A 25,606-nucleotide genomic window follows, 5' to 3' on the forward strand; every position below is an offset into this window, starting at 1 on the left:
CGATAGTCACTGAGTGTGTGTAACTAACTGGTAATAGTTCGTGGAAGCTGAACCTCCAGATAACATACTGGGCTGGACTTCAAGGGTATAGTCTCCCTGGCTCAGTTGCCTGCTAATCGTAAAGTCCCCGCCGTTTCTCCGGGTCTGGGTAACGACATTACCGCTTCCATCACGCAGCACCGCCGTCAGTCCGCCATGAGTACTGCCTCCGGTATTCATCACGCGACTCTTGATGGTGACATTGGAGGTACCATTCACCTGAAGCCGATAATGATCGACACCAGAGAACAGCCGAGACGGGGTGTTGCCTTCCGCCAGGCTAAAGGGGCCATGGTTGGGCATGGCAGAAGCCTGACCGGTCATGCCCAGTGCCAGCATGGCTGTTATAAGGGCTGCCGAGATTGTGGTTGTGCGTTTCATGATATCTCTCCTTTATACAAGTCGTTGGTTAGAACTCTCTCGATGTACTCGATGTGAGTTCTTGATACTTGGTAGAGGAAAGACGGCTTATTCTTACGCTAAGACAAAACTATATTGAATTAATTTTAGCGCTATCACATTTCCAAATAAATCTTCAGACTAGTGTAATGAACGCGCGCCTTCGGAGACTAAAATGGCTTCAAGGCGCGCTCGAGAGAGGTGAATCGCTACTGCGCCACTCAGTTACCCGCGGCCTGGTTGGCGATGCCCGACAAGGCCTCGGCCACCTGCTCCAACGGAAGGTCGCAGTCATCGAGGTCATGGCGCCAAGCCAGGTAGTGGGGATCGTTCCACTCGATCAAGGTCGTCCCTTCGTCCTCACGCAGCAACATCTTCTGGGGCAGGTCCAGCGCGAGACCGCCCTTGCATTGCATCATAGGCGTTCCCACGTCGGGGTTGCCGAACAAGAACATGCGGGTAGCGGGTAAAGACAGCGAAACTCGCTCCGCATTGGCGGAATGATCCACCATGGTTACCAACACCATGCCACGCTCGTCCAGGGCCGCACGCAGACGCACTTCGACGCGGTCGATGCTGTCATCACTTCTGACCTGCTCGATACCCTTGCCAACGTCATCCGCCTGAGCACTGGCAAGGGCGATCATGAGGGCGGTTGCGCCGATAAAGGGGGAAATCTTGTACATGGCCGATGCTCTCCTTGAGCGGGAAAATCCTGCAGTGGGAGCCTTCAGCCTCGTCAACGTTTCCTCCCACCGCAAGTCAGGACAGCCCTGACTCTCTTGCCAGACGTTGCAGGCTGAACCACAGCCCCACCACCAGCAGAAGCAGTGCAACGGGGACCAGGAGAGGCGTCACGCCTGCCAGGGCACCGGCAATCGGCAATCCCAGCCAGATGAGGATCAATGGCGCACAGCAGGCCCCACCAGCAAGAAATGCCGGAACCAGCGCCAGCAAACCGGTGCTCGACCCACCCAGGCCGCACTGCCGCGGGCTTCGCCAGAGCCACCAGCCAGCCACGACGTTCAAGCCAACCAGCAGTCCCATGCCAGCGGCCATCAAGGTATTGATCGGACTGAAAGTCCAGACCAGCGCCCCCAGAGAGATCAGCCCCACTGGCTCGAATTGAAACGGCCCCCGTGACTGAAAGACTCTTTCCCAGGCGGGAAACGTTGTATGCCAGCCACCCGCCCCGCCTCCGGCAATATCGCCGGTCAGCCACAGGTAAAGCAGCGTATAGAGGAGCATGACCCCGCTCATCGCCAGGACCATGGTTGGACGAGACAGCATCTTCAGGATGATACGAGCAAGCGGTCTCATGGAACCTCCTGCCCCTCATAGAGATAGGTATCAGGATAGAAGGCCGCCCAGGCAAACCACATCGCCTCGAAGCCATTTACTGCCTCGAGCGAGGCGATGCCCGGCCCGGTAACGCCGTCGGCAGTGAACTCAAGCTCTGCCGACCGGATATGCACTTCCTCGGGATTATGGAAGGCCCAACCGGTATCCAGCTGTGAGTCATGGATGATGGTGTAGCGACGCTCGCCCAACGTAACGTCGACGACACCCTCATTTCGTAATGCCTTCCGCGTGATGGCGAGAGCACCCTCTGGGCCACGCACGCCGAAAATGACGGTCTTGGGGGGAAAGCGATCATCGCTTTGCATCACCGGGAAGAGCCGTCGACTGTCGGGTGCATAGTAGCCAGTGACCGGGTTGTAGCTTCCATAGGGATCGCGACGGTAGTTGCGCACGAAGCCGGTCTCTTCGGTCAATACCTCCGTTTCGGGATGTCGTGTCTTCCAGGCGCCCCAGGTAGTCCAAAACACCCGAAACTCCTCGAGCCCTTGATTGGCCAAAGGACCATCGATAGCCACACCCAGAATCTGAGGCCACTCACTGTCGGTAGCACGGTCATACATGATCAAGTTGCTGTTGACCAACTTACCGGAGACGCCAAACTCGGTTTCACCACGCTTGAAGCCCAGCGCAGTCCCCGTGAGGGGGCAGTAGGTAATGCTGAGCGCATCTCCGCCCAACTCGTCATTGACGATCTCATGCCAGACCAGAATACGCTGTGGATAGGCTCTGGCCTGGCCACGGTGGTAGACACCGATGACCTTGTCGCCATCGTTAAGCGTCGCCTGGTCAGCGGATTGAAAACGGGGGCGGTCTATGGAAGGGATACCGTCTTTCCCGGGCCCTCCCGAGCGTACCGCATCCCGGAAAGACGCCATGGCGTGCGCAACCGGTACCTCGGGTGGGTGTTGGCCAGGTGGTGACGCAGTGGCCAACGGCATCGATACCAGGCTCAAGACGATACTCAGCGAAGAATAGCGCAGTATATACGGTGTCATGGCGACCTCCTGTAAAGGGATAACGGGTGCCAGGCATGCTCCTCAGCCTATCTTTTGCTCCCACACCACCTGGCTGACCTGAATCAACGGCTCCACATCGGTAAAGCGGGGAATGTCTTCGAAAAGACGATTGCCTATCGCATCAATGGCAGCCTTGAAGCTGTCAAGAGAATCGATCCCAAGGTAGGTCACGGCATGGTAGGGAGACATGGAATCACTGCCTCTGGCGAAGCGCATGTAATTCAGTCCATACGACTGTAGTAATTCCTTAATCAGCTCAGCATGTTCCTTGAGGTAATAGGCATCATCGAAATGCATGCCATCGCGGTTTGCATACATCACCAGTACTTCAATCATTGCTGTGATCCTTTTTTCCATTTCCTATCCCTGCCGCAAGAGACAGAGGACCATCCTGTCCTCTCTCTACTTGGTAGAAATACGCCGGCTTTCATTACAGATGGGTCTCTTTCATGGCCGGTTGCCTATGGCTCAAGACGTTGCAGGACCGATGTAAGGGGGGGCTCATCTCGGACGACCAAACCCTGATGGAATGGACACTATCAATGAAATGCTCTCACAACGCCGGCTCACTCTATCTGGCGCCGGCCCCAACAGGTACAACGCTATGCACCAGGTCACTGCGGAGGGTACTCAGGACCGCATGCAACGTCTGGTGGCGGTCCGGCCTCGCCTCGTCTCCTTCGCTCGCCTGCAGCTTCGCGACCTGGCGCGAGCCGAGGACGCCGTGCAGGAAGCCATTGAGGCGGCCATCGAGAAAGACGACACCTTTGCCGGTCGTTCGGGTTACGAGACCTGGGTCTTCGGTACTCTCAAATACAAGATCCTTGATGCCCTGAGGGCTCAGCGCCGCGAAGGCGGGTGGCAACCGCTGGAGGATGAACTGGACGAGGCAGCCATAGATCGTCAGTTCCAGAAGAATGGCCGCTGGGAACAGGAAGCCAGGCCCTCTAACTGGGGAAACCCCGAGTCGACACTGCACAGCGAGCGGTTCTGGCAAATTTTCGATCTTTGCATGACCGCCCTAACCGACACCGCGGCGCGCGTCTTCTCTCTACGAGAATTGATGGGATTATCGGCAGAGGATATCTGTCGCGAAACGGGCCTGAAACAGAATAATTGTTGGGTAATTCTACACCGTGCCAGGTTACGCCTGCGCGCCTGCATCGAGCGGGACTGGCTCACGGAGAAAACATGATGTTCAAGATGATGATGTGTAAAGAGGCAACCCACTTGATGTCCAGGCAACTCGAGGTCCCTCTCACATTCCAGGAAAAGCTGTCACTCAAGCTTCACCTCGCCATGTGCTCTGCCTGCACTCAATGCAACCAACAGTTCCATCTCCTGCATCAGACCGGAAAGTATTACGAAAGGCTGATTGAATTGGATGCCGGTACGCCGCCTGGCAGCGGCGGCGACAACTATTGAAAAATATCGATTTCCCGGTACCTCATGGGCAAATCCCTTTGCCCATGAGGTACCGACTTACAACCTGCGATACTGCAGTGTCATGAAGTGCTGAAGGTCAGAAATTGTACTGCGCCGAGAACTGCAAGCGCGTATCGTCCTCAGATTCCCGACTCTGCAACTCCTTCCTGCCATGAGAGACTTCGAAGCCAAGCGTAACCGGCTCCGTCACCCGATAGAAATGACTGAAGTGGACACTCTCCAACTTCCGGGTCGAGTCCGGGAATAGATCCCCAGGGCGATCCCCTCTCACCTGTCCGTAGGACAGGCTGGAGCTGAACTTGTCGGTCCACTGCTGTGCCACGGCCACGTTGAAACCATAGGCTTCGATGGTCTCGAGATTGCCATCGGCATCCACGAAGGCCGCCCCGATCCCGGCATCACCATCGTCGGTGCCGCTGGCCGTGTACAGGTACCGCCCCACCCCGTCACCATAAATGGCGCCAGCCATCAAGGTGGTATCCGGCCCCACGCCGATATTGCCGGCCAGCATCAAGCCGTAGCCTGTCGCAGAGTCGTTGGCCGCCCCCTCATCCACCTTGAGCCTGCGAACCACTGCCGCGGTTTCTATCCCTGCATTGTCACCACTCCATTGATAGCGGGTGGTGAGATCCGCAACTGGACACACATCGGTACCGTCTCGCTCAACCCAGAGCGTGAACTCCATGTCACCGTAGTGGAACCAGAAAAACAGGCGGCGTGAATGAACTCAGAGGCAACAGATTCCTTGACAACTACCGTGACCACCCCCCACATCCCGCTTGACTATTAGGACGTGGGAGTAGGTGCGAAACGCCATGACCACGAGGCAACCGGCAAAGGTGATCAGAGAGGGGTAGAACAGAGCATTGGTGCCATCGAGGAACCACCCCAAGGGATCGATCACCGAAGCACTGACCGCCAGTAACGAGGCGCCATTGAGCAAGATTTACAATGGATAATTCAGCGTCTGGCTAACCCAATGATCGCCAACAGGCCGATCAGGACCTGTCCGGTATCGGACAAAGGCAGCATTTCAACGGCCTGCTCGCGCCACACCGGTGGCAGGCTTTGCCTTGGTCGGGAGGGTTCCCCGCATTCTTACAATCGGGATGTCTCAGCAGTAGTGGCGAATTATTCCGGCGTCGTTACCGCTAGCCTGGCGATGGCGGCGAACACGGCATCGAGTTCGCGGCCGATTTCCTCCAACGCTTCGCCTCCCTCCCCAACATAGGGGGCGAGGACATGGCTTGGTCGCTTCCAAGCGAGCGTGGCGGTATCGTCCTCGTTCTCTGTCACGCAGAAACGGATCGGAGCCTCGATCATGGCCGTACCCTCCACCTCCCATCCCTGCTCAGGCCAACGGGCATCTGCCGAAGCCGGGAAGGCCAGCAGAAGCATCAGCACCCACGCCGTTGGCCACATCCGGTCCATCACGCAGACCATGCTGTTGCGACAGAGGCGGATCTTTCACGTTGCCAATGCCTCAATGTGGAAGGATGAACGCCGAAGGCTTCGGGTAAGGTGATGCCGAGCTGGTCGGCAAGCAGGCCCACTATCGCCATGTGATGAATGGTGTGGCTGGTCAGGAAAGCCAGTTCGCGTGCCAGGCTGGTGTCCAGTACCTGCATGCCATCGCCAACGGGATAGTTCAGGCTCAAACGGTCAGTCGGGCATCGTCCCAACAGCGCGGTCAGTGCAACCTTGGTTTCAGTCAGACGATGAGCAGCCTGTTGCGGCCACTGCTCCAAGCGTTCATCACGACGACGATGCTCGTAGTCTATGACGTCCTTATTGTTCTCCAAACCACTCAGCAAGGCAGCGTAATGATCGATGATATGTCGTATGTGCTTGCCCAGCGTATGGCGACCATCGTGTCCGAAGTCCTGCCGGAACTGCTCCGGCGTCAGCGCGTCAACGAACGCCTCCAGCTGTGTCAATGCCAGGAGATTCTCTTCAATGAGTCCCTCCTGAGGAGGGAATGCCTGATTTATTATGGATGACATGGCAGTTTACCTGTTGATCGCAAGTGAGATAGCCGGGGCCGGCATGCGGACGGCCGGCCCGACCACCCGTTCAGGGGTTTAACGCTCCTTTAACCCTCGGCTTCGGCTTCACCTTCCGCTTCCCCCTCGGCTTCGGCTTCACCTTCCGCTTCCCCCTCGGCTTCGGCTTCTGCCTCTGCTTCCGCTTCTGCCTCTGCTTCGCCTTGGCCTTCGGAATGCGCTTCTGCCAGCATTAGTGGTGCTTCCTGGCCGCTGGTGTAGCTCGGCTCTGCCGATGACTCGCTGGCCACGGCCTGAAAGGCGGCACCACTGGCTACCAGCACCAGTGCAGGGGCTGCATAACCCAGCTGTTTGCTGAGACGCCCCAGCAGGCTTCTTCGTTTCTCATCTTGCAGTGTCATGTTGATGACCTCCGTGATGATGAATAGGCGGCATGCGATCGCATGCCGTCATGCAGTGACGTCAACCTAAAGGGTTGACGTTCGAGTGGCGCCAGCGCCGCGCGGCGATAGCGTCTTCTGCTCGGTAATACACCGTGCCTCCTCCAGATCAGCAAGCCAGTTCGATAGCGCCGTATGCGTTGGCGCCTCCCGCCCCAGCAAACGACACGATAACCCTCCCAAGCTCTCGCCGACGGCAATGACACTGTCGGGCGCTGCCGGCACCTCGTCGTCGAATACGCCACAGGCCAGCAGCATGCCGAGCATATCGAGAGGGGGCACCTTGCTTAGCCATTCAGCTGCAACGTCCTGGCCCCCATCACCTAGCACGCCCTGCAGGATGATGCGCTCGGGCAGACCAGGCACCTCGCTGGCAATGATCTCAGGGATAGGCAGGCCAAGTGGCTCGATGGTCGGGGCGGAAGCAAGCGACAGCCGCACGCCACGCGTCAACACGCCGTTCGCCGCCGACACCAGCCGCTGAGCAACATCGACGCGCTCGCTGATCGGGAAGAGACAGAGTGCGCCGGTGCCTTGCGGGGTAATCAGCAGGCCTGCATCCAGCACCAGACAATCCGCCGTCCGCGCCTGACGCAACAGATAGCCCTGCAGCGCAGGGCCAAGCTGAGCCAGCGTGAGTCGCCCGGCAAACACCTTGCCATCCGCCGCCAGGCTGTAGCCCGCGGTCTCCATCAGTACCTCGAGGCGCGGCAGATGTATCGCTGCCTCATCGCTGAGCGGCACCAGCGCGCCGGCGAACAGTGCCGTCAGCCGGTTCATCACCGGCCCGCTGGGTAAATACAGCGCCCAGCGCTTGCTATCAAAGACCAGTTGCATGGCCTGTGGCGTGGCGTTCGCCTTGACGGACGGCGCTTCGCTGGCATGCCGCGAGGCATCTTGCGTGCCACGCTGGCACAGCAGGCCATCGCGACACCACTGCGCCAGAGTGCTCCAGACTTGCTGGTGCAGCACTTGGTGATCGAGCGGCTCGTCACCGACGATACTCGCCGAGCGGGCCAACTCATCGGCAATGGCATCGGGATCGAGGCCCTCGGTGGCCAGCAGCCAGATCAACGCTGCGGTGTCGTTAGGCCGATAGTAGCGGTGAGTGTGGGTGGCATAGAGCGCCAGTTGGTCGTCATCAAGCAGTTCTGCGACATGCCGGCGCGCTAGTTGCGGGCGCGGCACAGCCTGACCAGCCATGGCATCGGCCAGCTGAATATCAGCCAAGCCCGGCAGCGAAAAATAGGGCTGATACTGTTCCGTCTCGAACGAGGGCAGCAAGCACTGGAAATCACCGGCACGGTCCTGCTCCGCCTGTGCCTCGGCCAGCAGCGAGCTATCGCTGACGGTGGCCACGCCGATGCCCAGTAGTGCGACCATGTCGTGGACCAGCCCACCCTTGACGCGCTCCTCGATCAAGCCCCCACTCTCGGGTGCAGCACAGATGCCCAGCGAAGGGCTGAGATTGCACTCGAGAATCCACGGTTTGAGGGTATCGTCCACCAGGCAGTCAAGGCCCAGCAGCTCGTAGCAGCCGCGCGGGTCGGCGCCGACCTGAGCCGTGCGCTGCTTGATGGCGTCCAGTGCCGAGATCACCGTCAGCGTTACCAGGTCCTCGATCTTGGCGAACAGCTGTTCGTCATCATGGCCCTGCTCGCGCAGCCAGTGCCGGTAGCGCTCGAGATCGATGAACTCCACCGGCACCTCGGCATCGGTGTTGAGCGCATTGATATCGGGATTGGTCAGCTGGCTGTAGGGGTTGTCGACATCGTCGGGGTCCCAAGGCTCGGAGGCCAGCTTGGCAAACCCCTGACGATAGAGATAAACACGCAGCGGCTCGATGCTCGAGATCAGTACATACAGACGCAGCACATACTTGTGGCCGCGGATGGTGTGCGGGTTAGCCAGGTATTCCTGGACCAGCCAGTTAGCGGCCAACGGCGCTTGAGCTACATCCTGCAGTACCCGCACCCCCTTGCCCTTGGAGGCATTGGTCGGCTTGAGAATCCAGCGCTGCTCCGGGGCTGCCAGAGCGGCGGCCTGGAGGGCGTGGTAGTCATGCGGCATCACATAGGCCCGCGGAAAGAATGCCAGCCGCTGAGCCAGCTCACTCTCGGCGCCATGGCTAGCATGTATGCGCTCCCGCAGGCTGGCCAAGCTGTCGTGGAGGCGGCTCTTGACCGTCAAGGCGGCATTGCCGGGGAAGTGATTCATGCTGCGCTGCGGTGTCACACGACGAAACTGCTTGATCTCCGGCATGCCGGTGATCCACGCCGCATCCCAGACGTCTTCGTCACCCTGCTGCCACCCCAGCGGCTCCAGCGCCTCGCGAAAGAAGCGATCCTGCTCATCGGCTCGCTTACCCCCCAGCCAGAAGCGCCGTTGCGGTGAAGTCTGCTCTGTCATCCCAAGATCCCTCATTCAGCCAGCGTTGTTGTCTATTCACAGGACGCTGCTTCCATCCCAGCCTTTAGGTCGGTGCCGTGAGCCAAACCTTTCAGTGATTACCAGCGGCGCACTCCACGGGGCACATCGTCGACGTCAGGCAGCGACAGACGGGAATGCGGACGAAGGTCGGCGTTCCCGATACTGCCTGTGCTAGGAATCGCAGTTATGTCCCGCGCTTGCGCCAGCGAAGCGCTGCTGGGCATCAACGACATAGGCCGATAGGGCCGCCAGTTCGTCCGACGCCCAGTCCAGCGGTTCAGCCTCCATTGGGGCGACCATGCACAACTGAACCATTTCATCGGCATGGACGAGGTCCATATCGAACAGGTCCATGCCCATGGCGACCTGATGGGGATACGGATCGTTGAAGGTATTCTGGTACCCAGTCAGTCCATCCGCGCCGTGGCAGCTGGCACAGGAGAGCCCGTTAGTACTGAGTGAGGGGTCGTTGAACAGCGCCTCGCCTTGGGCAATCAGCTCAGCGGCGTTATCGCCCGATTCATCATAGCCAGGCGTATACCCCTCAGGGCGCTCGACTGAGGACCTGTCATGGCCCCCTGCTTCCGCCTCTCCTTCCGCCTCAGCCTCTCCTTCCGCCTCAGCTTCTCCTTCCGCCTCAGCTTCTCCTTCCGCTTCAGCCTCCCCCTCCGCTTCAGCCTCCCCTTCCGCTTCAGCTTCTCCCTCGGCTTCAGCATGGGCTTCTGCCAGCATCAGCGGCGCCTCCTGGCCGCTGGTGAAGGAGCGGCTGTCAGCCGCCTGACCGGCCGACGCCTGAAACGCCGAGCCACTCGCCACCAGCACCAGTGCCGGCGCGGTATAGCCCAGCTGACGGCTTAGCCGACTCAGCAGAGTGCGGCGTTTCTCATCTTGTATTGTCATTTCTACGCCTCCTCGATCACGGTTAAGCAACGACTGCGTATGTCGTTGCGTCATGACGCCACATGTGATTGCAGACCGGTCCTTAGCGGCCAGATCATTTCTTGTGGGCGGCGCCATACTGGTTTTGTCACCGCCGCACCAGGATCCTTACACCTTTTCGGCCTCCCCTTTCTCAATACATCGCTTGAGATGTGGATCGATCGGTACTAAATTGTCAGCATGACACGTGGACGCCCCATCGCATTCAGCCCCGACGAGGCCGCGAACGCCGCCATGCATGTCTTCTGGGCCAGAGGCTACGACAGTGCTTCGACCCGCGACCTGCTGAAGGCGATGAAAATCTCGCGCAGCAGCCTGTACCAGGCCTTCGGCAACAAGGAACAACTGTTTCTCGAGGCGCTGCGCCGCTATCGCGGCAACCTGATCGATAGGCTCAACCGCCGGCTGGAAATGTCACCTTCAGCCATTGGCTTTCTTCAGGAACTGTTCATGGAAACAGCGATGGAGGCCGGCAGCGAGCGATCTGCACTGGGATGCCTGATCTTCAATTCCGCCAGTGAACTCGGCCAACGTGGCGACATCGCAGCCATCGAGACCAGGCGCAGTGTCCAAGCCATCACCGCCCTGTTCCATGAGGCCGTCGTTCGGTCACAGGCCGAAGGCGATATCGCCCCAGACCGGGACGCCCTGGCGCTCGCCACCTATCTCACGCTGGGCATGGCCGGCCTGCGCACCCTGCTCAAGTCCGGCGCAGACCCCACGCAGACCCGGGCCGCCGCCGAGCTACTACTCGACACATTGCGCTGAAGCACGTGAGAGGAGCATTTCTCACGACACATATGGACTGATTAGTCCATATATAACAGTCCCACGACGACAGTAGAGCCAACATGGCTGCCAACTACCAGCTACAACTTCCCCCGCAGACACTCGAGAACGCTGATGCCAAGGCCCTGCCACTGCTCGAGAAGGCCAATGTCAAGTTGGGGTTCGTGCCCAACATGTACGAAGGCATGGCCAAGGCACCCGGCGTCCTTGACACCTACCTGCACGGCTATGAGCTGTTCCGACAGGATTCCGGGTTCACTCCCCCGGAGCAGGAGGTGGTATTCCTGACCATCAGTCAACTCAACGGCTGCAGCTACTGCATGTCCGCCCACAGCATGCTGGCAGAGAAAATGTCTCAGGTGCCTGCCGACGTGCTCGAAGCGATCCGTGAGGATCGGGAAATTCCCGACTCTCGCCTGGCTGCGCTTAGCGAGTTCACTAGCGTCATGTTCGACACTCGTGGCATGCCGACACGTGAAGACGTCAAGGCATTCCTGGAGGCCGGCTTCGAAGAGCAACATGTGCTGCAGATCGTGTTGGCTCTGGCCGTGAAGACACTATCCAACTATTCCAACCACCTCAATCATCCGGAACTCGACGAGGCTTTCGCCGACCACGCCTGGAAGAGGTAAGCCCCGTCTCGGAATGCCTTGTCGGGCGATATCCACCGAACTCGCGAAAGTGCATGCCAGGTACTGTCGCTTATTGCAAAGCGCGCTGTTCTAGTCAGCATTCCGTCTGGTGAACCAATTGCCGTTCCCTGGCCGACGGCATAGGCTCACGATAAACCCGACAAACGAGGTCAAGCTTATGCTACGCACTCTCGTACTGGCCGTCAGTGCACTGTGGTTATCGGCGCAGGTCCAGGCCGCAGATATTTCCCCTCTTGTCGAGGCCAAGTGGCTCGACAAGCACCTGAATGACGAGAATCAGGTCGTTCTTGATGTTCGCTCTTCCATTGATGATGGCGGCGATCGCGACAGCTTCGAGGCCGCCCGCATCCCCGGCAGCCGCTACAGTAGCTACATCGAGGATGGCTGGCGTGAAGCACGTGACGACGTAGCTGGCCTGCTTCCCGCGATCGAACCTCTTCAGGAATTGATCGGGAGCCTGGGTATCGACAACGATACGACGGTCGTGATCGTCCCCGCCGGAACCGGACCTACAGACTTCGGCAGCGCGGCACGCATCTACTGGACCTTCAAGACTCTAGGTCACGATGAGGTAGCCATTCTTGATGGCGGTTTCGCCGGCTGGCAGCAACAGGGCTTCGACACTGCCAGCGGCCCCGTTTCCGCAGCGGAACCGAAACGTTTCCAGGCCAGCCTGCGCGAGGAGCTGATAGCCACCACCGAACAGGTGGAGCAGGCGCGCCAGACCCAGACTCAGCTGGTGGATGCCCGTCCATCAGACTACTTCACCGGCGAAACGGTCTCCCCGGCCGTGAGAACCGCCGGCACAATACCCGGTGCCCGGAACCTGCCTCATCAAAGCCACTTCGGGGACCGTGCGGGTGCGTATTACCTGGACAAGGAAGGTCTCGCTTCACGTATCAACACTGCCGAGCTGGATCGTAATGCCCGTACTATCACCTTCTGCAATACTGGACACTGGGCGGCTACGGACTGGTTCGTGCTCAGCGAGGTTGCCGGATTTGACAACGTCTCGATGTATGACGGCTCCATGGCTGCATGGACGATAAGTGACTCGCGCCCAGTGCAACTCGCTCGACGCGGCCTGGAGCGCCTCCAGGAAGCGCTCGACTGAGCGCCACGAGGCTGGCCCGGTTGCTTTGGCGCCGGGTCCGCATGACCCAAGCAGCGCTCCTGTCAGGAGACGCGACCCACTCGGAAGCACATCCATTCCCGCCCCCATCGAAAGATGGAACGAGGCGGCTCAAACAAAAAATGGAGGGGAAGAAGAAACGGCAAGAAAGCGGAGTTGAGCCTAATGGCTCCCGGAGCAGGACTCGAACCTGCGACCCAGTGATTAACAGTCACTTGCTCTACCAACTGAGCTATCCGGGATCGGCCTGTACACTGAGGGTATGCTGATGCAATGAAAGCGCTGATGGCTCATTACAAGCTGATGGCTCCTCGAGCAGGACTCGAACCTGCGACCCAGTGATTAACAGTCACTTGCTCTACCAACTGAGCTATCGAGGAATGGCGCTTCGATCAGCACGTGTTTCATTGGCTCCCCGAGCAGGACTCGAACCTGCGACCCAATGATTAACAGTCATTTGCTCTACCAACTGAGCTATCGGGGAATGGCCTTGAACACGGTGCGTAGTATACGGATCGCTTCGATCAGGTCAAGGGCGGATTCCCCCCCTGCCGGCCGCCACGCGTATAACAAAAGGCGCCCGTACGATCTTTCGTACGAGCGCCTTCGAGAATTCTGGTGGCTACGCCCTGATTCGAACAGGGGACCCCATCATTATGAGTGATGTGCTCTAACCAGCTGAGCTACGTAGCCTTCCGTTGCCGAACCTATACACAAGGGCGGGTTGACGGGGCAAAATTATGCCCGAAGCATGTCACGGTGGCAAGCTGGCGATCTCGTCATTTTTTATTGATTGAACGTTCAATAAAAAAATGGCATGCTGCAAGGCATACTCAACCAGGAGCCTGTCGGATTTGACCGATCGTCATGAGAGATTTGGATTTCGAGACAAGTTTATCGATCTGATGAGGCGAATAGCCCGCTATTTAACGAATCGGATCGAATGAAATTGGCCGAAAGACCGGATCTCGCAGTAGATCAGCGTTAAGTCCGGCAGGCTCCTAACGCCGCCAGCGACCGACGACATCGTCGTCGCCGATGGTAGTCGTCATCATGATACAAGGAGTGCCTGATGCCCAAGGTTGGAATGGAACCCATTCGGCGTCAGCAGTTGATTCAGGCCACCATGGCAGCCATCGACGAAGTCGGCCTTGCCGATGCGACGGTCATCCGCATCGCCGGTCATGCAGGCGTCTCCGCCGGGATCATCAGCCATTACTTCGGCGGAAAGGACGGGCTGCTGGAGGCCACCATGCGCCAGATCCTTACCGATCTCGGCGATGCCGTCGCCGCACGGCGGCGCTCCCTGGGCGATGCTTCACCTCGCGCCCATATCGGGGCCATCATCGATGGCAACTTCGACCGCAGCCAGGTTTCAGGCCCGGTGGCCAAGACCTGGCTGGCCTTCTGGGCCAGCAGCATGCACAAGCCCCAGCTTCAGCGCCTCCAGCAGGTCAATGATCGTCGCCTCTACTCCAACCTGTGTAGCCAGTTTCGACGCCTTATGCCCCGGGCAAAGGCCCGACATGCCGCGCAGGGCCTGGCGGCTACGATCGACGGCCTCTGGCTGCGTGGCGCCCTGACACCGGAAGGGCTGGATGCCGAGAGTGCACGACGCCTGGCCCATGACTACCTGAATCAGCTATTGGCCAACCACGAATCCACACCCGTTTCCTGACAGGAGCAACCATGGCAAGCCTCGACACCGAAACACTCTATATCGACGGCCGCCGGGTGGAAGCCACTTCCGGCGAGACCTTCGACGTTCACAACCCCTACGACGGTAGCCTTCTCGCCAGGGTGCAACAAGCCTCACAGGCCGATGTGGACAGGGCCGTCACCGCGGCTCGCAAAGGTCAGCGCATCTGGACGGCCATGACCGGCATGGAGCGAGGGCGCATCCTGAACCGTGCAGTAGCCTTGCTACGCGAGAGTAACGACGAGATCGCCGAGCTGGAGACACGCAACACCGGCAAGCCGATCAGTGAAACCGCTGCCGTGGATATCGTTACCGGTGCCGATGTCATCGAGTACTATGCCGGCCTTGCACCCGCCATCGAGGGCTGCCAGATACCGCTCCGCGAGGATGCTTTCGTCTACACGCGCCGCGAGCCGTTGGGTGTGATTGGTGCCATTGCGGCCTGGAACTACCCCATCCAGATCGCCTGCTGGAAGGCCGCCCCTGCGCTGGCCGCGGGCAACGCCGTGGTGCTCAAGCCTAGCGAGGTCACCCCCCTGACCGCCATGAAGCTGGCCGAGATATTCACCGAGGCAGGGCTACCTGACGGTGTCTTCAATATCATCCAGGGCGATGGCCGTGTGGGACAGATGCTGACCGGGCACCCCGGCATCGACAAGGTGTCCTTTACCGGCGAGGTGGGCACCGGCAAGAAGGTGATGGCTGCGGCCGGAGGCTCGAGCCTCAAGGACGTGACCATGGAGCTCGGCGGCAAGTCGCCACTGATCGTCTTTGCCGATGCCGACCTCGACCGCGCTGCCGATGCGGCGATGATGGCCAATTTCTACTCCAGTGGCCAAATCTGCACCAATGGCACTCGCGTCTTCGTCCATCGCTCCGTAAAGGAGGCCTTCGAGGCCAGGATTGCCGAGCGCGTGGCGCGTATCAGGGCTGGCGACCCGCTCGACCCCGAGACCAACTTCGGCCCCCTGGTGAGCTATGGCCACCAGGAGAAGGTGCTCACCTACATCGAGCTGGGCAAGCAGGAAGGTGCCCGGATACTGGTTGGCGGCGAGCCAATGACAGAGGGCACTTTTGCAAGGGGTGCCTGGGCCGCTCCCACCGTCTTCACCGATTGCAGCGACGAGATGCGCATCGTGCGAGAGGAGATCTTCGGCCCGGTGATGGCGATACTCGCCTTCGACGACGACGAGGAGCTGATCCGTCGCGCCAATGACACTCACTACGGGCTGGCAGCCGGTGTCTTCACCGAGAGCCTGAGCCGGGCACACCGCACCATCCACCGTCTTGAAGCCGGTATCTGCTGGATCAATACCTGGGGCGAATCACCCGCCGAGATGCCGGTGGGCGGCTATAAGCAGTCCGGCGTGGGCCGCGAGAACGGTATCGAGACCCTGGCCCACTATACCCAGACCAAGTCGGTCCAGGTGGAGATGGGGCCCTTCGAGTCGGTGTTCTAGGAGGCCGCGAAGACACCCGCTTTCCAGCTAACCGGATCGCTCGGGGCTGAGCCGTCGACAAGCCTTCGAGGAGGCGCTGTGAACCCCTCCCTGGGCGCTACCTACGCCATCCCTGCGTAGGACCTCCTCTTCGGCTTGTCCCCGGCGCCCCTCGCTACAGCCAGCCGCACCTGCCTTGGGCCGACACTTCTTGCGCATGCGAGCAGGCCCGCTTCCGTGGCGCTATCAATGAGAAATGTCATGTCCCAGATTAACGAATTCGACTACGTCATCATCGGCGCCGGCTCGGCCGGCAACGTGCTTGCCGCCCGGCTTACGGAAGACCCCGAGGTCAGTGTCCTGCTGCTGGAAGCCGGTGGCCCCGACCATCGGCTCGACTTCCGCACCCAGATGCCGGCGGCACTAGCCTTCCCGCTACAGGGCAAGCGCTACAACTGGGCATTCGAGACGGACCCGGAACCGCACATGAATGGCCGGCGCATGGAGTGCGGCCGTGGCAAGGGGCTCGGCGGCTCGTCGCTGATCAACGGCATGTGCTATATCCGCGGCAATGCACTGGACTATGACAACTGGGCAAGCCTGCCCGGCCTGGCCGACTGGACCTATGCCAACTGCCTGCCCTATTTTCGCAAGGCCGAGTGCCGCGATATCGGACCCGACGACTACCATGGTGGCGATGGGCCAATTGCTGTCACGACTCCAAAGCCCGGCAACAATCCACTTTATCGAACCTTTATCGATGCCGCCGTTCAGGCCGGCTACCCCGAAACGCCCGACGTGAATGGCTACCAGCAAGAGGGCTTCGGCCCCATGGACCGTTTCGTCACGCACAAGGGGCGGCGCGCCTCCACTGCCCGGGGCTATCTCGACCAGGCCAGGGGCCGCGAGAATCTCACCATCGAAACCCACGCCACCACGGACGTTATCGAGTTCGAGGCCAAGCGCGCCGTGGGCGTGCGCTACCTGCGCCGCGGCCAGGTCCATCAGGTTCATGCCCGTCGCGAGGTGCTGCTGTGTGCCGGTGCCATCGCCTCGCCGCAGATCCTGCAGCGCTCCGGCGTCGGCAACCCCGATCACCTGCGTGAGCTCGACATCCCGGTGGTCCACGCCCTGCCCGGCGTCGGCGAGAACCTCCAGGACCACCTGGAGATGTATATCCAGTACGAGTGCACGCAGCCGATCTCCCTGTATCCCGCTCTGAAATGGTACAACCAGCCGAAGATCGGTGCCGAGTGGCTGTTCAAGGGCACCGGGGTCGGCGCCAGCAATCAGTTCGAGACAGCGGGCTTCATTCGCAGCAACGACGACGAAGCGTGGCCCAACCTGCAGTATCACTTCCTGCCCATCGCCATCAGCTACAACGGCAAGAGCGCGGTACAGGCACATGGCTTCCAGGCCCATGTCGGGTCCATGCGCTCGGAGAGCCGGGGCAGGATTCGGCTGACCTCCCGGGACCCCAAGGCCGCGCCCAGCATCCTGTTCAACTACATGTCGCAGGAGAAGGACTGGCAGGAGTTCCGCGACGCCATCCGCCTGACCCGGGAGATCATCGCCCAGCCCGCCATGGACCCATATCGCGGAAAAGAGATCTCCCCGGGTCCGGACGTTGAGTCCGACTCCGAGCTCGACGCCTTCGTTCGCAAACATGCCGAGACCGCCTATCACCCCTGCGGCAGCTGTCGCATGGGGGACGACGAGAAAGCAGTGGTCGATGGTAGCGGTCGAGTGCACGGCCTCGTGGGACTGCGCGTCGTCGATGCCTCGCTGTTTCCGTCGATCCCCACCGGCAACCTCAACGCACCGACGATCATGCTGGCCGAAAAGCTGGCCGACAAGATCCGAGGGAAAAAGTCACTGCCGCCATCGGATGCCCCCTTCTTCGTCGCACAAGGGCTTCCTGCTCGCAAGGAGCCCGAACGCCGGCTCTACTGAATCAGTAAAGCGCCCTGCCTTTCACAGCGCCCCGCTTCTCACGACGGGGCGCTCTTGCATGCGTCTGTCCAGCATCGCTGCCGCATGAAATGGCTACTGGAAGACTTGGCTACTGGAAGACTTGGCTACTGGAAGACTTGGCTACTGGAAGACATGGCTACTGGAAGACTTGGCTGCTACAAGTAGGGGGCTGGTCACACACGAAATGATCGGCTAGCCTAATAGATTCAAACAACTGTTCGAAGCGCCATCCCCAACGGAGACGAGGCATGCTCACCCTGATACTGCTCCTGCTGACGATCGTCGGACTCGTGGTGGTCATGCGCCGCGAAGCTGGCGTGGTACCCGCCCTCGCGGCACTTGCCGTACTCGGCCTGGCCGGCCTGCTCCTGGGCTCACCGATCCTTGGTGTGCTGCTGCTGATCGGTGCCGCCGGCGTTGCCGCTGCCGGCCTTCCGGCCCTGCGTATCCGGTGGCTGTCGCCACGTCTGTTCACGATGTTCAAGAAGGTGGCTCCCCGTGTCTCCGACACCGAGCGGACCGCCCTGGAAGCCGGCACCGTGGCCTGGGACGGGGAGCTGTTCTCGGGCCGTCCCCAGTGGACCAGCCTGATGCGTTATCGCGACGATGGCCTGAGCGACGAGGAACAGGCCTTCCTCGACAAACAGTGCTCGGTCGCCGCAGGCATGTGTAACGCCTGGGAGGTCGCCAAGGAGCGCGCCGACCTCCCTGAGGCGCTATGGCAGTATCTGAAGAAAGAGGGTTTCTTCGGGATGATCATTCCCAAGGAGTACGGCGGCCTGGGCTTCTCCGCCAAGGCCCAGTCCATGGTGCTGCAGAAGCTGACCGTCAACGAGATGCTGATGATCACCGTCGGCGTGCCCAATTCCCTGGGCCCAGGCGAACTGCTGCTCAAGTACGGCACCCAGCAGCAGAAGGATCACTACCTGCCCCGGCTGGCCGACGGTCGCGAGATTCCCTGTTTCGGCCTCACCGGGCCGCGGGCCGGCAGCGACGCCACCTCACTGCCCGACACCGGCATCGTGTGCAAGGAGATCGTCGACGGCAAGGAGGTGCTCGGCCTGCGCCTCAACTTCGACAAGCGCTGGATCACCCTGGCACCCATTGCCACCGTGGTCGGACTCGCCTTTCGGCTGTTCGACCCGGACCACCTGCTGGGTGAGGAGGAAGACCGCGGCATCACCCTGGCACTGGTGCCCCGCGACACGGCGGGCATGGAAATCGGTCGCCGTCATCACCCCATCGGTAGCCCGTTCCTCAATGGCCCCATCAAGGGCAAGGATCTCTTCGTCCCGCTGGACACCATCATCGGCGGCACCGAGATGATCGGCCAGGGCTGGCGCATGCTGGTGGAGTGCCTCTCCATCGGCCGCTGCATCACCCTGCCCTCCGGCGCCAGCGGCACCATTCGCTACGCCATCGGCTGGACCGGCGGATTCGCCCGAATTCGCCGTCAGTTCAATGTCCCCGTGGCCGAAATGGAAGGCGTTCAGGAGCCCCTGGCCCGCATGGCAGCCCTGGGCTATATCGCCCAGGCCGCCGTCTACCAGACCGCCAATACAATCGATCGCGGCGAGAAGCCCTCGGTGCCCTCGGCGATCCTCAAGAGCCAGCTTACGGAATTCCAGCGTGACGCCCTCTCCCACGCCATGGACATCCATGGCGGCAAGGCTGTGACCCTGGGGCCACGCAACTACATCGGCATCGGCTACAGCAGCAACCCGGTCTCCATCACGGTGGAGGGCGCCAACATCATGACCCGCAACCTGATGATCTTCGGCCAGGGCGCCATACGCTGTCACCCCTTCGTCCTGGAGGAGCTGGCTGCCATGAATGCCGACGACCTCAAGGCCTTCGACCGCGCCTTCTTCGGCCATGCCGGGCTCATCTTCGGCAACGTGGCACGAGCGCTCACCCTGGCCTTCGGCATCGGCAAGACCACGGTGCCCTTCGAGGCAGTTGCTGCACCCTATGCCAAGGACATCAGCCGCATTTCCGCCGGTTTCGGACTCTGTGCCGATGCTGCCATGGCCAGCCTCGGCTCCTCGCTGAAGCAGCGCGAGCTGCTGTCGGCGCGGCTGGGCGACGTACTCTCCAACCTCTACCTGGCCTCCATGGTGCTCAAGAACTGGCAGGAAGGCGACAAGGTGGAAGGTGAAGCCGCCCTGCTGCACTACAGCTGCACCTTCCTGCTGGAGCGTGCCGAGCAGGCGCTCGACGAATTGTTCGACAACATGCCCAACCGGATACTGGCCGGGACACTGCGTACAGTCGTCATGCCGCTGGGGCGTCGCTGGAAGCGTCCGCACGACAACCTGACTCGCGAGATCGCCCAGGCGGTATCCCGTGACAGCGCGCTGCGTACCAAGCTGCTGCGCAACACCTGGGACGCCCAGGATGGCGTCAAGGACAACCCCCTCGCCCACTACAACGCCCTGCTGCACGAGTACGACCGCGCCGAAGCGCTCTATCGCACCCTCAACAAGGCCTTCGCCAAGGGTGAGCTGTCGATGTACGCGCTGCATCCCGAGCAGCGTGTAGAGGCGGGTCTCGAGGCCGGCATCATTTCCGAAAAGGATGCGCTATTCATGCGCGCCTTCGAAGCTGAAGTGCTTGAAATGCTCACTGTCGACGACTTCGAATACGACGAGTTCGCCACCGACAAGGAAAACATCCTGCGCCACAACGCCGCCTGATTATTCACGGTATTTCACGAGAACGCCCCAACACGGTGACCTGTGCCGGGGCGTTCTCGTTTCAGGGTGGCCAGACCAGCAGGATCATGGGTATTGCCACCACCAGCACCACCAGTGACAACGGCAGGCCAAACTTCCAGTAATCGCCGAAGCGATAGCCGCCCGGGCCCATCACCAGCGTATTGGACTGATGCCCGATGGGCGTCAGGAAAGCACATGATGCGCTAACCGCCACCACCATCAGAAAGGGATCGGGAGAAGCCCCAAAGCCGCTGGCCAGGCTGGCCGCTATCGGCGCCATCAAGACGGCAGCAGCGGCATTATTGACCACGTTGGAAAGCAGCATGGCGATGAGGAACAGTACCACCAGCGTCACCAGGATGGGCCAGTCGACGCCGAGAACCAGCAAATTCTCGGCAATCAATGCCGCCCCTCCGCTGGTTTCCAATGCCTGGCCCACCGGGATCATCGCAGCTAGCAGCACGATCACCGGCCCATCAATGGCCTGATAGCCATCACGCAGCGGCAGCACTCCTACCAACAGCGAGACCAGTGCCGCACTCGAAAGCGCTACCGACGCGGACAGGATCCCCAGCAGAATGGTCAAGATTGCTACCGCAAAGATGCCCAGTGATACCAGCAGCATACGCGGCTGACCCAGCGCCAGGTTGCGGCTCGCCAGCGGCAGGCAACCCAGGGTCGCCAGGCTCTCGGAGAGCTCGCTCTCTCCACCCTGTAGCAGCAGGACGTCGCCAGTACGAAAGCGGATATCGCGAAGGCGCTGCTTAAGGCGCCCCCCGTCCCGAGCTACCGCCACCAGGTGCAGCCCGAACTGGTTCTGCAGCCTCAGTTGGGTGATGGTCCGGTTGACCATCATGGAGTCGGTTCGGACCACCACCTCGACCAGTTCGAGTCCCTCGGTATCGATACCCTTCTTCTGTTTCTTTTCCTGCTTCCCTTTCTTTTCTTTCTTCTTGTTCTCGCGCTGGCTGTTATCTGAGCCTGGGGGCGTGTCGTTCACAACGGTCTGATTCACAACACTCCAGTGCGTTTCATCTGGCTCACGGCCCTCTTCTCGCTCTTCCCCTTCCGCCTCTTTCGGGTCGATACCCAGGCGTAATCCGGCCTTGTCCTCGAGCAGTTTCATCTCTTCCGGCCCGGCTTCGACCAGTAGGATGTCGCCCTCCTGCAGGCTGCCGTAGAAGGCATGGCCAGCCCGACGCTTGTCGTCGCGCACCACTGACAGCACCGGGATTGTCTCCTCCAGGGCATCGTGCAGGTCACGCAGCGTCCAGCCCACTGCCTTTGACTCTTCCTCCACCCTCACTTCGACCAGGTAATGGGCGGTATCGAACATCGCCTCGGTGGAGGCCTTGCCGGCCCGCTGTGGCACCAGCCGCCACCCCAACAGCAAAATGAAGGCCAGGCCGGCCATGGCGACCGATACCCCGACAGGAGAAAAGGAGAACATGCCGAAGGCGTCGCCAGTGACCGAGCCCCGGTAACTGGCGATGATGATATTGGGTGGCGTCCCGATAAGAGTGGTCAAGCCGCCCAGCAGTGAGCCGAAGGCCAGCGGCATCAACAGCAGCGACGGCGAGGTGTCGTGCTCTCGCGCCAGGCGCATGGCCACCGGCAGCAGCAGCGCCAGGGCGCCGACGTTGTTCATGAAGCCGGAGAGCACCACCACGGTGCCGGTCAGGGCGGCGAGCTGCAGGAAGAGCCGCTCGCCCACCTTGAGCACCTGCTCGGCGATCACGTCCACGACCCCGGAACGCTCGAAGCCGCGGCTCAGCACCAAAACCGCGGCAACGGTGATCACCGCCGGATGGCCAAAGCCCACAAACGCCTCATCACCCGGCACCAGGCCCAGCAGGACCGACCCCAACAGGGCTGTCAACGCCACCAGATCATAGCGGAAGCGCCCCCACACGAAGGCTGCAAGGGTCAGGCCGAGAACGAAGAAGACCAGCGTATGGTCGGCCATAGCCGGCCACCTCCCTGTGATTGCAATGCGTTCCAGCACAACAGCAGTGAGGGAAAAAATCCAGCGTTTTCCGCAGGATCCCGTTCGCCTTCGAGACAAAAAAACCCGGCATACGCCGGGTTTTCTGCCTGTCAGCGGCTATTTTGTCATCTTCTCCAGCATGGCATTCACCGCCTCGAGATGCTCCGGTTCGTTGTGGCACATTCCCTGGAACACCGCGCAGACATCGAGAAAATCCTTGAGATCCATGCGACTACCCATCTTCATCAAACGCTTGGTCAGTCGGGTCGCCTTGGGTGGCTGGGCTGCCATCCGGCCAGCAAGTTCTGCGACACGTTCCATCAAGGCCTCCGGCTCGGTGACTTCCAGCACGATGCCGTACTCCTTCGCTTCATCGGCATCGATCACACGGCCGGAGAGGGTCAACTCGAAGGCGCGCTGGTAGCCAATCAGGCGCTGCATGAACCAGGCTCCGCCATCACCGGGGATGATCCCCAGGTTGAGGAAGGTCTCGCCAAATTTCGCACGGGTCGAAGCGATACGGATATCCGCCATATTGGCCAGGTCGAAGCCGGCTCCGATGGCCGGCCCGTTGACCGCGGCGATGACCGGCACCTCCACACCCTGCAGCGCCAGCGGGATGCGCTGAATACCGCGCCGGTACCGATCAGCCACCACGGCCACGTCGCCGGCGAAGTCGCCGCCGCGGTTGGCCATGTCCTTGACGTTACCACCGGCGGAGAAGGCCGAACCGGCACCGGTGATCACCAGAACCGAAACATCATCACACTGGTTGACCCACTCCGCTGTGGCGACGATATCGTCTACCAGGGCGGTACCGGTCAAGGCATTGCGCACGTCGTGGCGATCCATGGTCAAGGTCGCCACACGCCCTTCCAGGCTCAGGCGAGCGTCAATCAGATCAGGCACAGTAGGTTGAGTCGTTGGGCGGCTCATGCGTCGGCTTCCTTGTCAGTGGGCTCGGCAGTGCGGTCAACGATAACCCGGGCGTCTACCACTGCATAGCCGTCGGCATTGACGATGACCGGGTTCAGGTCCAGCTCGGAGAGCGCCGGGTAGGCCTCGACGATCCGCGACACCTTGAGCAGCAGATCGACCAGTGCGGCCTTGTCCACCGCCTGCTCCCCGCGCACGCCACCGAGAATCTTCTTGGCCTTGATCTGCTCGACCATTGCCTCGGCGTCGTGCCGCGACAGCGGGATGGCCCGAAAGGCCACATCCTCGAGGATCTCCACGAAAATGCCACCCAGACCGAACATCAGCACCGGGCCGAAGATCGGGTCGCGGATCACCCCGAGGATCACCTCCACGCCCTTCCTGGCCATGGGCGCCACCAGAACCCCCTCGATCTCGGCAGTGGCGTCATAGGCACGGCAGGAGGCAAGGATCGCCTCGCGAGCTTCGCACAGGGCCGCCTCACCGGAAACGTTCAGCCTGACACCGCCGGCGTCGGACTTGTGTAGAATGTCCTTGGAGACCACCTTCATGGCCAGCGGCGTGTCCCCGAACTGCTTGGCCGCCTCGGCTAATTCAGCCTCGCTCCTGACCACCAATTCCAGTGGCACCTCGATACCGTGGTCACGCAACAGCTGCTTGGCCTCGTACTCGAAGAGGTCGCGGCCCTGGGCCTGGGCCTGCTGGAACATGGCAGTGAGTTCGGGCAGCGGCTCGACGCTGCGCTCGCGGCTCTGACGCTCGGCCTGGGCCAGGTACTGGCCACGCTCACCCAGCGCCGAAAGCACCCGCACCGCATGCTCGATGGAGGCGTAGATGGGCAGCCCCGCTTCATGCAGGCGACGCAGCGCCGGCGGCTTGATCGGTGTATAGAGGCTGTAGACAACCAGCGGCTTGGTGGTGGCCCTGGAGAGGTCCACCATCGCCTCGGCGCCGCGCATCTCGTCGCCCAGCAGTGATTCGGCAAAGCGAATGCTGTAGCCGCCGAACATGCCCACCAGAAAGACGCTGTCGACGTTGTCATCGGCGGCGACGATCTCCATGCAGGTAGCCAGCAGCGAGGGGTTGGCGTCGGTCGAACCGGCCACGTCCACCGGATTCACGGTGGAAGCCTGAGGGATAAGGATGTCACGCAGTCGCTGGCGCGTAGTATCGGAGAGCTCGGCAAGCTCGAGACCCGCCTCGGCCAGGCGGTCGGAAGCGATGGTCGCCTGGCCGCCGCCGTCCGAGATCACCGCCACGCGTTTACCACGGGCCTTCTGCAACAAGCCAAGCCCCTCGGCCACCGGCAGGATCTCGTCGGAGTGCTGGACCACGCTGACGCCGGACTGCTTCAGCAGGTCCACGGTCATGGCATAGCTACCAGCCAGCGCCCCGGTATGGGAACTGGCGGCCTTCTGGCCCTGTTCGGTGGAGCCGGACTTGTAGACGACCACCGGCTTCATGGCGGTGACCTCGCGGGCCACTTCCAGAAACTTGCGGCCGTTACGGAAGCCTTCCACATAGAGGGCCGCGACCCGCGTATTTTCATCTTCGCCCAGGTAGCGAAGGTAGTCGTTGAAACCGATGTCGCTCTGGTTGCCCGGGCCCACGTAGGTGCTGAAACCCACCTGGCCATTGTGTTGTGCCTCCAGCGCCAGCGACAACAGCATGTTGCCGGACTGAGAGATGATCCCCACACCGCCGGGCTTGACGTTGTCGAGTGCCAGCAGGTTGATTCTATGGTGCAGGTTGAAGACGCCCGACGTATTGGGTCCGATAATCCGCACCCCGTGTGCCACGGCTTTCTCCATCATCTCGCGCTCGAGCGCGGCCCCGTCCTCACCGACTTCAGCGAAGCCGCTGGCCAGGATGATTGCTCCGTTGATACCCCGGCGGCCACATTCGGCGATCAGTGCCGGTACGGTAGCCGCCGGGGTGCAGATCAACGCGAGCTGTGGGTTGCCCGGAATAGCCGTGACAGACGGCCAGGCCTTGACTCCCAGGATCATGTCAGCCTTGGGGTTGACCGGGTAGATATCGCCTCTGTAGCCATCCTTGACCAGGCCGACCATGGCCTTGTAGCCACGCTTGGTAGGATCGCTGGAGGCGCCGACTACAGCGATACCGGTTGGTGCCAGAATGTCGTGCAGCGGGCTACGGGTCGCCAGATGTCCTTCGATGGGATTCATGTTCTCGTATACCTTGG

At 60.9% G+C, this 25,606-nt stretch carries 23 protein-coding genes and 4 tRNA genes; 9 read left to right on the forward strand and 18 right to left on the reverse strand.

Annotated elements, in window-relative coordinates:
* Window positions 1-6 precede the first annotated feature (6 nt).
* The 5 genes from DU490_RS04495 to DU490_RS04515 all read right to left on the reverse strand — a co-directional run bounded on the left by DU490_RS04495 (window position 7) and on the right by DU490_RS04515 (window position 3,152).
* Complete coding sequence (locus tag DU490_RS04495; protein WP_114573145.1) at window positions 7-420, reverse strand: hypothetical protein; 414 nt, start codon at window positions 418-420, stop codon at window positions 7-9.
* A 239-nt stretch (window positions 421-659) separates the two neighbouring features.
* Window positions 660-1,124: a DUF302 domain-containing protein gene (locus DU490_RS04500; RefSeq protein ID WP_114573146.1), complete on the reverse strand. Its 465-nt coding sequence runs from the start codon at window positions 1,122-1,124 to the stop codon at window positions 660-662.
* Window positions 1,125-1,200: 76 nt separating this feature from the next.
* Window positions 1,201-1,758 (reverse strand): hypothetical protein, encoded by a 558-nt coding sequence (locus DU490_RS04505; protein ID WP_114573147.1) that lies wholly within the window; start codon window positions 1,756-1,758, stop codon window positions 1,201-1,203.
* Window positions 1,755-2,795, reverse strand: a complete 1,041-nt coding sequence (locus tag DU490_RS04510; protein ID WP_114573148.1) for a DUF3179 domain-containing protein — start codon at window positions 2,793-2,795, stop codon at window positions 1,755-1,757. Before DU490_RS04510 ends, DU490_RS04505 begins: the two co-directional genes overlap by 4 nt.
* Before the next feature lie 42 nt (window positions 2,796-2,837).
* Entirely contained in the window at window positions 2,838-3,152 is a 315-nt protein-coding gene (locus DU490_RS04515) for an EthD family reductase (RefSeq protein ID WP_181869958.1), read from the reverse strand.
* Window positions 3,153-3,420: 268 nt separating this feature from the next.
* Here DU490_RS04515 and DU490_RS04520 point away from each other — a divergent pair, with 268 nt between their 5' ends.
* Entirely contained in the window at window positions 3,421-4,011 is a 591-nt protein-coding gene (locus tag DU490_RS04520) for a sigma-70 family RNA polymerase sigma factor (protein WP_181869959.1), read from the forward strand.
* Window positions 4,008-4,241, forward strand: coding sequence for a zf-HC2 domain-containing protein (locus DU490_RS04525; RefSeq protein WP_258801274.1), 234 nt, complete (start codon window positions 4,008-4,010; stop codon window positions 4,239-4,241). Before DU490_RS04520 ends, DU490_RS04525 begins: the two co-directional genes overlap by 4 nt.
* A 97-nt stretch (window positions 4,242-4,338) precedes the next feature.
* Here the strand turns inward: DU490_RS04525 and DU490_RS04530 are convergent, their stop codons facing one another.
* The 6 genes from DU490_RS04530 to DU490_RS04555 all read right to left on the reverse strand — a co-directional run bounded on the left by DU490_RS04530 (window position 4,339) and on the right by DU490_RS04555 (window position 10,035).
* Complete coding sequence (locus tag DU490_RS04530; protein ID WP_147270445.1) at window positions 4,339-4,947, reverse strand: hypothetical protein; 609 nt, start codon at window positions 4,945-4,947, stop codon at window positions 4,339-4,341.
* Window positions 4,948-5,393: 446 nt separating this feature from the next.
* Entirely contained in the window at window positions 5,394-5,585 is a 192-nt protein-coding gene (locus tag DU490_RS04535; RefSeq protein ID WP_181869960.1) for a hypothetical protein, read from the reverse strand.
* A 107-nt stretch (window positions 5,586-5,692) separates the two neighbouring features.
* Window positions 5,693-6,265: a DinB family protein gene (locus DU490_RS04540; protein ID WP_114573151.1), complete on the reverse strand. Its 573-nt coding sequence runs from the start codon at window positions 6,263-6,265 to the stop codon at window positions 5,693-5,695.
* A gap of 89 nt (window positions 6,266-6,354) precedes the next feature.
* Window positions 6,355-6,666 carry a hypothetical protein gene (locus DU490_RS17135; RefSeq protein ID WP_181869961.1) on the reverse strand — a complete coding sequence of 104 codons (312 nt, stop codon included), beginning with the start codon at window positions 6,664-6,666 and terminating at the stop codon, window positions 6,355-6,357.
* 66 nt (window positions 6,667-6,732) lie between these two features.
* Window positions 6,733-9,114, reverse strand: coding sequence for an amylase (locus DU490_RS04550; RefSeq protein WP_181869962.1), 2,382 nt, complete (start codon window positions 9,112-9,114; stop codon window positions 6,733-6,735).
* 192 nt (window positions 9,115-9,306) lie between these two features.
* A complete protein-coding gene (locus DU490_RS04555; RefSeq protein ID WP_114573153.1) occupies window positions 9,307-10,035 on the reverse strand; it encodes a hypothetical protein in 729 nt (242 codons plus the stop codon).
* Between the two features lie 219 nt (window positions 10,036-10,254).
* Here DU490_RS04555 and DU490_RS04560 point away from each other — a divergent pair, with 219 nt between their 5' ends.
* The 3 genes from DU490_RS04560 to DU490_RS04570 all read left to right on the forward strand — a co-directional run bounded on the left by DU490_RS04560 (window position 10,255) and on the right by DU490_RS04570 (window position 12,630).
* Entirely contained in the window at window positions 10,255-10,842 is a 588-nt protein-coding gene (locus DU490_RS04560) for a TetR/AcrR family transcriptional regulator (RefSeq protein WP_114573154.1), read from the forward strand.
* An 83-nt stretch (window positions 10,843-10,925) separates the two neighbouring features.
* On the forward strand, window positions 10,926-11,495 hold the full coding sequence (locus tag DU490_RS04565) for a carboxymuconolactone decarboxylase family protein (RefSeq protein ID WP_114573155.1): 570 nt from the start codon (window positions 10,926-10,928) through the stop codon (window positions 11,493-11,495).
* Window positions 11,496-11,673: 178 nt separating this feature from the next.
* On the forward strand, window positions 11,674-12,630 hold the full coding sequence (locus DU490_RS04570; RefSeq protein ID WP_114573156.1) for a sulfurtransferase: 957 nt from the start codon (window positions 11,674-11,676) through the stop codon (window positions 12,628-12,630).
* 184 nt (window positions 12,631-12,814) lie between these two features.
* Here DU490_RS04570 and DU490_RS04575 read toward each other — a convergent pair.
* The 4 genes from DU490_RS04575 to DU490_RS04590 form a co-directional block, all read right to left on the reverse strand.
* A tRNA-Asn gene (locus tag DU490_RS04575) sits at window positions 12,815-12,890 on the reverse strand.
* 62 nt (window positions 12,891-12,952) lie between these two features.
* Window positions 12,953-13,028 (reverse strand) — tRNA-Asn (locus DU490_RS04580).
* Between the two features lie 28 nt (window positions 13,029-13,056).
* Window positions 13,057-13,132 (reverse strand) — tRNA-Asn (locus DU490_RS04585).
* Window positions 13,133-13,264: 132 nt separating this feature from the next.
* Window positions 13,265-13,341: transfer RNA gene (locus DU490_RS04590), tRNA-Met, on the reverse strand.
* 379 nt (window positions 13,342-13,720) lie between these two features.
* On the opposite strand from DU490_RS04590, the gene betI reads away from it, so the two are divergent.
* From betI to DU490_RS04610, 4 genes are all read left to right on the forward strand, one after another.
* Window positions 13,721-14,326: a transcriptional regulator BetI gene (gene betI, locus DU490_RS04595; protein WP_181869963.1), complete on the forward strand. Its 606-nt coding sequence runs from the start codon at window positions 13,721-13,723 to the stop codon at window positions 14,324-14,326.
* An 11-nt stretch (window positions 14,327-14,337) separates the two neighbouring features.
* Complete coding sequence (gene betB / locus DU490_RS04600) at window positions 14,338-15,807, forward strand: betaine-aldehyde dehydrogenase (RefSeq protein WP_114573157.1); 1,470 nt, start codon at window positions 14,338-14,340, stop codon at window positions 15,805-15,807.
* Window positions 15,808-16,047: 240 nt separating this feature from the next.
* Complete coding sequence (gene betA / locus DU490_RS04605) at window positions 16,048-17,739, forward strand: choline dehydrogenase (RefSeq protein WP_114573158.1); 1,692 nt, start codon at window positions 16,048-16,050, stop codon at window positions 17,737-17,739.
* A 269-nt stretch (window positions 17,740-18,008) separates the two neighbouring features.
* Window positions 18,009-20,456 carry an acyl-CoA dehydrogenase gene (locus DU490_RS04610; protein WP_114573159.1) on the forward strand — a complete coding sequence of 816 codons (2,448 nt, stop codon included), beginning with the start codon at window positions 18,009-18,011 and terminating at the stop codon, window positions 20,454-20,456.
* Between the two features lie 61 nt (window positions 20,457-20,517).
* On the opposite strand, the gene DU490_RS04615 is transcribed toward DU490_RS04610, so the two are convergent.
* The 3 genes from DU490_RS04615 to DU490_RS04625 all read right to left on the reverse strand — a co-directional run bounded on the left by DU490_RS04615 (window position 20,518) and on the right by DU490_RS04625 (window position 25,589).
* Entirely contained in the window at window positions 20,518-22,443 is a 1,926-nt protein-coding gene (locus DU490_RS04615; protein WP_114573160.1) for an SLC13 family permease, read from the reverse strand.
* A gap of 138 nt (window positions 22,444-22,581) precedes the next feature.
* Window positions 22,582-23,400, reverse strand: coding sequence for an enoyl-CoA hydratase-related protein (locus DU490_RS04620; protein ID WP_114573161.1), 819 nt, complete (start codon window positions 23,398-23,400; stop codon window positions 22,582-22,584).
* Complete coding sequence (locus tag DU490_RS04625) at window positions 23,397-25,589, reverse strand: acetate--CoA ligase family protein (protein ID WP_114573162.1); 2,193 nt, start codon at window positions 25,587-25,589, stop codon at window positions 23,397-23,399. The genes DU490_RS04620 and DU490_RS04625 overlap by 4 nt, the downstream gene beginning before the upstream one ends.
* Between the last annotated feature and the right edge of the window lie 17 nt (window positions 25,590-25,606).

It is taken from the genome of Halomonas sp. DQ26W (assembly GCF_003339685.1).
GTDB lineage: Bacteria > Pseudomonadota > Gammaproteobacteria > Pseudomonadales > Halomonadaceae > Halomonas.

Coding starts and splice junctions, on each gene's coding strand:
- DU490_RS04615 (WP_114573160.1), bottom strand. CDS start 22,443: ATGGCCGACCATACGCTGGTCTTCTTCGTTCTCGGCCTGACCCTTGCA.
- DU490_RS04540 (WP_114573151.1), bottom strand. CDS start 6,265: ATGTCATCCATAATAAATCAGGCATTCCCTCCTCAGGAGGGACTCATT.
- betI (WP_181869963.1), top strand. CDS start 13,721: ATGCCCAAGGTTGGAATGGAACCCATTCGGCGTCAGCAGTTGATTCAG.
- DU490_RS04555 (WP_114573153.1), bottom strand. CDS start 10,035: ATGACAATACAAGATGAGAAACGCCGCACTCTGCTGAGTCGGCTAAGC.
- DU490_RS04620 (WP_114573161.1), bottom strand. CDS start 23,400: ATGAGCCGCCCAACGACTCAACCTACTGTGCCTGATCTGATTGACGCT.
- DU490_RS04565 (WP_114573155.1), top strand. CDS start 10,926: ATGGCTGCCAACTACCAGCTACAACTTCCCCCGCAGACACTCGAGAAC.
- DU490_RS04610 (WP_114573159.1), top strand. CDS start 18,009: ATGCTCACCCTGATACTGCTCCTGCTGACGATCGTCGGACTCGTGGTG.
- DU490_RS04505 (WP_114573147.1), bottom strand. CDS start 1,758: ATGAGACCGCTTGCTCGTATCATCCTGAAGATGCTGTCTCGTCCAACC.
- DU490_RS04500 (WP_114573146.1), bottom strand. CDS start 1,124: ATGTACAAGATTTCCCCCTTTATCGGCGCAACCGCCCTCATGATCGCC.
- betA (WP_114573158.1), top strand. CDS start 16,048: ATGTCCCAGATTAACGAATTCGACTACGTCATCATCGGCGCCGGCTCG.
- DU490_RS04520 (WP_181869959.1), top strand. CDS start 3,421: ATGCACCAGGTCACTGCGGAGGGTACTCAGGACCGCATGCAACGTCTG.
- DU490_RS04560 (WP_114573154.1), top strand. CDS start 10,255: ATGACACGTGGACGCCCCATCGCATTCAGCCCCGACGAGGCCGCGAAC.
- DU490_RS17135 (WP_181869961.1), bottom strand. CDS start 6,666: ATGACACTGCAAGATGAGAAACGAAGAAGCCTGCTGGGGCGTCTCAGC.
- DU490_RS04515 (WP_181869958.1), bottom strand. CDS start 3,152: ATGATTGAAGTACTGGTGATGTATGCAAACCGCGATGGCATGCATTTC.
- DU490_RS04530 (WP_147270445.1), bottom strand. CDS start 4,947: ATGGAGTTCACGCTCTGGGTTGAGCGAGACGGTACCGATGTGTGTCCA.
- betB (WP_114573157.1), top strand. CDS start 14,338: ATGGCAAGCCTCGACACCGAAACACTCTATATCGACGGCCGCCGGGTG.
- DU490_RS04510 (WP_114573148.1), bottom strand. CDS start 2,795: ATGACACCGTATATACTGCGCTATTCTTCGCTGAGTATCGTCTTGAGC.
- DU490_RS04535 (WP_181869960.1), bottom strand. CDS start 5,585: ATGATCGAGGCTCCGATCCGTTTCTGCGTGACAGAGAACGAGGACGAT.
- DU490_RS04570 (WP_114573156.1), top strand. CDS start 11,674: ATGCTACGCACTCTCGTACTGGCCGTCAGTGCACTGTGGTTATCGGCG.
- DU490_RS04495 (WP_114573145.1), bottom strand. CDS start 420: ATGAAACGCACAACCACAATCTCGGCAGCCCTTATAACAGCCATGCTG.
- DU490_RS04550 (WP_181869962.1), bottom strand. CDS start 9,114: ATGACAGAGCAGACTTCACCGCAACGGCGCTTCTGGCTGGGGGGTAAG.
- DU490_RS04525 (WP_258801274.1), top strand. CDS start 4,008: ATGATGTTCAAGATGATGATGTGTAAAGAGGCAACCCACTTGATGTCC.
- DU490_RS04625 (WP_114573162.1), bottom strand. CDS start 25,589: ATGAATCCCATCGAAGGACATCTGGCGACCCGTAGCCCGCTGCACGAC.